The sequence below is a fragment of the Kitasatospora sp. NPDC057518 genome, assembly GCF_042802075.1.
In the GTDB taxonomy this organism is placed as follows: domain Bacteria; phylum Actinomycetota; class Actinomycetes; order Streptomycetales; family Streptomycetaceae; genus Kitasatospora.
The window spans coordinates 1-4,690 of record NZ_JBHVEU010000582.1; the positions used below are offsets into that span (position 1 = coordinate 1).

At 72.9% G+C, this 4,690-nt stretch carries 5 protein-coding genes; 4 read left to right on the plus strand and 1 reads right to left on the minus strand.

What is annotated here, in order from left to right; all coding sequences use genetic code 11:
- The first annotated feature begins 259 nt into the window (after positions 1-259).
- A complete protein-coding gene (locus tag ACFU7Z_RS36500) occupies positions 260-967 on the plus strand; it encodes a hypothetical protein (protein ID WP_380782347.1) in 708 nt (235 codons plus the stop codon).
- Between the two features lie 53 nt (positions 968-1,020).
- Here the strand turns inward: ACFU7Z_RS36500 and ACFU7Z_RS36505 are convergent, their stop codons facing one another.
- Positions 1,021-1,686 carry a TetR/AcrR family transcriptional regulator gene (locus ACFU7Z_RS36505; RefSeq protein WP_049656674.1) on the minus strand — a complete coding sequence of 222 codons (666 nt, stop codon included), beginning with the start codon at positions 1,684-1,686 and terminating at the stop codon, positions 1,021-1,023.
- Positions 1,687-2,011: 325 nt separating this feature from the next.
- Here ACFU7Z_RS36505 and ACFU7Z_RS36510 point away from each other — a divergent pair, with 325 nt between their 5' ends.
- The 3 genes from ACFU7Z_RS36510 to ACFU7Z_RS36520 all read left to right on the plus strand — a co-directional run bounded on the left by ACFU7Z_RS36510 (position 2,012) and on the right by ACFU7Z_RS36520 (position 4,666).
- Complete coding sequence (locus tag ACFU7Z_RS36510; protein ID WP_049656675.1) at positions 2,012-2,470, plus strand: DUF6542 domain-containing protein; 459 nt, start codon at positions 2,012-2,014, stop codon at positions 2,468-2,470.
- On the plus strand, positions 2,463-4,097 hold the full coding sequence (locus tag ACFU7Z_RS36515; RefSeq protein WP_380782350.1) for an LCP family protein: 1,635 nt from the start codon (positions 2,463-2,465) through the stop codon (positions 4,095-4,097). Before ACFU7Z_RS36510 ends, ACFU7Z_RS36515 begins: the two co-directional genes overlap by 8 nt.
- Positions 4,098-4,276: 179 nt before the next feature.
- On the plus strand, positions 4,277-4,666 hold the full coding sequence (locus ACFU7Z_RS36520; protein ID WP_049652540.1) for a VOC family protein: 390 nt from the start codon (positions 4,277-4,279) through the stop codon (positions 4,664-4,666).
- Positions 4,667-4,690 lie beyond the last annotated feature (24 nt).

The following is a 4,690-nucleotide window of genomic DNA, read 5'->3' on the forward strand; positions in this document are numbered from 1 at the left end:
TCTCCAGGCCGAGCGGACCGGGCCCGGTCTCCTCCGGGTGCCCCACGGCCCCCCGCGCCGACGCCGGTCGGCCCCTCGCCGGCCCCCCGTCCGGGCGGCTGATCACGACTCGGCATCCCTTGTCACGGTGGCGCGAGGGACTCGTCACGACCGTGTCAAGGACGCGTCGAAGCCATGGCCCCGCTCGTTCGCGCTGCGCTATGAACGTCCCTCAGGAGGACCACCGGCACCGGGGGTCCGCTACCACGGGGGACATCACGTGAAGCCCATCCGCAGCAGTCGTCGCGCCCTGGCCCTGGCCTCACTGGCCGCGGTCGGCGCGCTCACCCTGACCGCCTGCAACGACGACGCCTCGTCGTCCGACACCGCCAAGACCCCGCCGGCGACCGGTGCGCCCACCACCCCGGCCGCCTCGCCGAGCACCGCGGCCACCACCCCGGCCGCCTCCGGTTCGGCCTCCGTCCCGGCGGGCGGCGCCGGGTCCGGTTCGGCCACCGCACCCGCGCCGGCCGGCAGCGCCCCGGCGGCCGGGACCACGCTGAAGCTCGGCGACGCCGCCACCGTCCCGTTCAGCTCGGGCAGCACCAAGGGCACCATCGCGCTCGCGGTCACCTCGATCGAGAAGGGCGACCCGGCCGACCTCGCCCCGCTCAACCTGGGCGACAAGGCCAAGGGCCTGGTGCCGTACTACATCCACTACAAGGTCACCAACGCCGGCGGCACCGACCTGTCCTACACCAGCGTCAGCCACATGAAGGGCCTGCTGGCGGACGGCACCGAGGCGCAGGAGCTGATGGTCATCGGCTCCTTCGCCAAGTGCAAGAGCGAGTCGCTGCCCAAGGGCTTCACCAACGGCCAGTCCGCCACCTCCTGCGCGGTGGCGATGTCCCCGGAGGCCTCCAAGGTCGCGGGCGCCGAGTACTGGGGCGAGCCGTACACCCTCGGCAAGGGCCTCAACTGGAAGTGATCCACGGGTGGTCCGGGCGGGGGCGGCGGCCGGCCGCTCCCGCCCGGGCGGGCTCAGCCCCGTGCCGCCGAGGACGCCTCCGCCGCCTCCGGCGCGCCGTGGATCCGCAGGAAGGCGTCCACACCGGCCGTCGCGATCCGCTCGACCTCCTCGTCCGCCACCGGGAGCGCGCCCCAGAAGGAGCGCTCGGCGACGCCGTGGAAGGTCAGCAGGGTGAACTGCTCGGCGGCCAGGGCGGCGTCCTCGACCGCGAGCAGCCCGCGCCCGGCGAGCGCCTCGACGTGCTGCGCGAGCGCGCGCTGGGAGGCGACCGGGCCGGCCTCCAGCCAGGCCTCCAGGACGTCCGCCGGGATGTTGGCCACCTCGGCCCGGATCGCCCGGCCGAGCGCCCCGTGCTCCCCGGCCGACAGCACGGCGCGGGCCCGCTCGACGGCGAAGTCGATCAGGTCCCGGCGCAGGTCCACCACCCGGCCGAGGTACGTCGCCATCAGCCCGTCGATGCGTTCGGTCAGTTCCGCCGAGGTCCGCAGGGCCACCGACAGGAAGAGGGTCTCCTTGTCGCCGAAGTGGTTGTAGACCGTCCGCTTGGACACCCCGGCCTCGGCCGCGATCGCGTCCATGCTGGCCCGGACGTACCCCTCGCGGCCGAACACCACCGTCGCGGCCCGGGTGATCGCCTCGCGCTTCTCCGGCCGTCCCGCTCCGCCCGTCGTCGCCACGGCCCTCTCCTCTTCCGTCGGCGCACCGGCCGACCCTCTCAGAAACTGCCCGGTGTAGTTTATCCAGGCCACGGAAGACCCGGACGTCCCGCCGAACGGACGTGCTCTATGCTGCGTACGACTTCTACACCCGTGTAGAAGACATTGGGAAGCGCCTCCCCCGATCACGGGTGGCCGGACCCCCGCACGGGAACCGGCCGACCGGCAACCGGCGTCCGGAACTGGCAGCGCCACGAACAGAGTTCCGGACCGACGAAACCGACGGACGGCACGCGGCGCAGGCGCCACCATGGCGCGCGGAACACGGGAACACCGGGGTGAGGGCGTGGCGGGGCAGCGAGGACGGTCGGCCGACCAGCGGACGCGCCGACGGGCGGCGGACAAACCGGCCGGGCACATACGCCCGCTGCCCGGCGGCCCCGCGCTGCCGGCGGCCCTCGCCCTCGGACTACCGCTGGCCGGCGCCGCGGTCGACGAGCTCTCCGGCCCCGGCATGGGCCTGGTCTTCGCCGTGGCCGCGGTGCTCGGCACCGGCCTGGCGGCGGCACTGAGCAGCCGCAACGGCTGGTGGTGGGTGCTCGCCACCTCGCCGCTGGTGGTCCTGGGCGTGACGGCCGTCGTCGAGTTCACCGCCCACCGCGACCGGTACCAGGGCAAGGGCCTGGCCACCGGCGCCGCGAAGTGGGTGGTGCACGGCTTTCCCGTGATGGCCGAGGCCGCGGCCGCGGCCGTCATCGTGATCGCGGTCCGGCTGGTCCGGGCGAGGAGGAGGCAGCATGGCTGACAACCCCGGGACCGACGGCGGCGCCGAGGCCCGCCGCCCCCGCCGCCCCTCACCCGCCCTGGTCGCGGGCCGGGTGGTGGCCTGCACCGTCGGCCTGGCGGTGTTCGCCGCCAGCGGGGTGGTCTGGTACGAGTACAAGCAGCTCACCGACGGAATGACCACCTCCGGCGTCATCGCCGAGACCAAGAAGGACGCCCCCAAGCACCTCGACAACTCGGTCAACCTGCTGCTGATCGGCCTGGACAGCCGCAAGAACATGGACGGCACGGACCTCCCGCCCGAGTTCGTCCAGGACGAGCTGCACGCCGGCCACAGCTCCGACATCGGCGGCTACAACACCAACTCGCTGATCCTGCTGCACATCCCGGCGAACGGCGGCAAGGTGCAGGCCGTCTCGATACCCCGCGACGACTACGTGATGACCTACGACGCCAACGGCTCCCAGATGGGCATGGCCAAGATCAAGGAGGCCTACGGCGCGGCCAAGGACAAGGCCGACGCCGGTCTGCGCGCCAAGGGCCTCAAGGGCGCCGACCTGGAGAAGGCCGGCCGGGACATCGGCCGCGCGGCCACCATCCGCACCGTGCAGAAGTTCCTCGACCAGCCCATCGACCACATCGCCGAGGTCAACCTGATGGGCTTCTACGACATCGCCAAGGCCCTCCAGCCGATCGAGGTCTGCCTCACCCACGACACCAAGGACCCGGCCATCGAGGGCCAGGGCTCCGGGGCCGACTTCCACAAGGGCGTCAACAAGCTCAACGCCTCCCAGGCGCTCTCCTTCGTCCGCCAGCGCCACAACCTCGACGGCCCGGACGGCAACACCGGCGACTTCGCCCGCACCCACCGCCAGCAGGCCTTCATCTCCTCGGTGGTGCACAACCTCAAGCAGAAGGGCGTCATCGGCGACCTCGGCAAGATGCAGGAGCTGATGGGGGTGATGCAGAAGGACCTGGTGATCGACAACGAGTGGAACGTGCTCGACTTCGCCCAGCAGGCCCCCAACCTCACCGGCGGCAACGTCGAGTTCAACACCCTGACCTTCGACGGGTTCGGCACCAAGAACGGCCAGGACGTCAACCTGGTGACCCCGGCGAAGGTCCAGAAGGTGGTCAAGCAGCTCTTCGGCTACGCCGACGCCGCCCCCGCCCCGGCCGACCCGGCCGCCGCCTCCGGCGCGCCCGCCACCCAGGCCCCCGCCGCCCCGCCGGCCGCCACCACGCCCCCGGCCGCCGCCGGGCCGGTCACCGTGGACGTCTTCAACGCCTCCTCCGCGGCCGGGGTCACCTCCGTCGACGAGGCCAAGGCGCTGGCCGGCCTGGGCTTCAAGGAGGGCCGCACCGGCTCGGCCGCCACCCGGCCGAAGACCACCACCGTCACCTACGGCAAGGGCGCCAAGGAGGCCGCCGAGCAGGTCGCGGCCCGCTACGGCGTGACCGCCACCGCGTCCGCCGCCACCGCCGCCGACCACGTCGTCGTCACCCTCGGCACCGGCTTCACCGGCGTCGCCGCCGACAAGCCCGCCGCCCCCGCCGGCGGCGCCCCGACCGACCCGGCCGCCAACCTGCCGATGCAGGGCCCGGCCGTCGACGCCCAGTCCGACGGCGGCATCCCCTGCGTCTACTGACGCGCGCCGCACCGGCCTCGCCGACCTCCTGAGGGAGGCTCCCCCGCCCGGGGAGCCTCCCTCCGTCGTTTCCGGCCCCGTCCCGGATTCCGCGGAGACCCCTGGCGCAATTCTCCGTACTATGTATAGTGTACTGCGTACGGGATAACCGTGCGATGCCGACGAGAGGGTTCTCCGCCTTGCAGATCACCACGACCGCCGTCTCCCTGACCGTCGAGGACGTCACCACCTCCGCCGCCTTCCTCCAGCGGCACTTCGGCTACACCGAGCAGATGTCGGCCGACGGCTTCGTCTCGCTCGCGCACCCGGGCGGCGGGGTCAATGTCGTCTACCTGCGGCGCGGCCTCGAAGTCCTCCCCGAGGACCAGCGCCACCGGATCGCGGACGGCGTGATCCTGGCGTTCGTCGTCGAGGACATCGCCGCCGAGGAGCGGCGGCTGCGCGAGGAGGGGGTCGTGATCACCCTGCCGCTGCGCGAGGAGCCGTGGGGCGAGAAGCTCTTCCAGGTCGTCGACCCGAACGGGGTGGTCGTCGAACTGGTCGAGTGGGCCGAGCGGCAGGAGCAGTAGGAGCGGGCGACGACGGCGCCCCCT

What these genes read in the sequence shown, in the direction of transcription:
- ACFU7Z_RS36515 (WP_380782350.1), top strand. Translation starts at nt 2,463, where the DNA reads ATGGCTGACAACCCCGGGACCGACGGCGGCGCCGAGGCCCGCCGCCCC.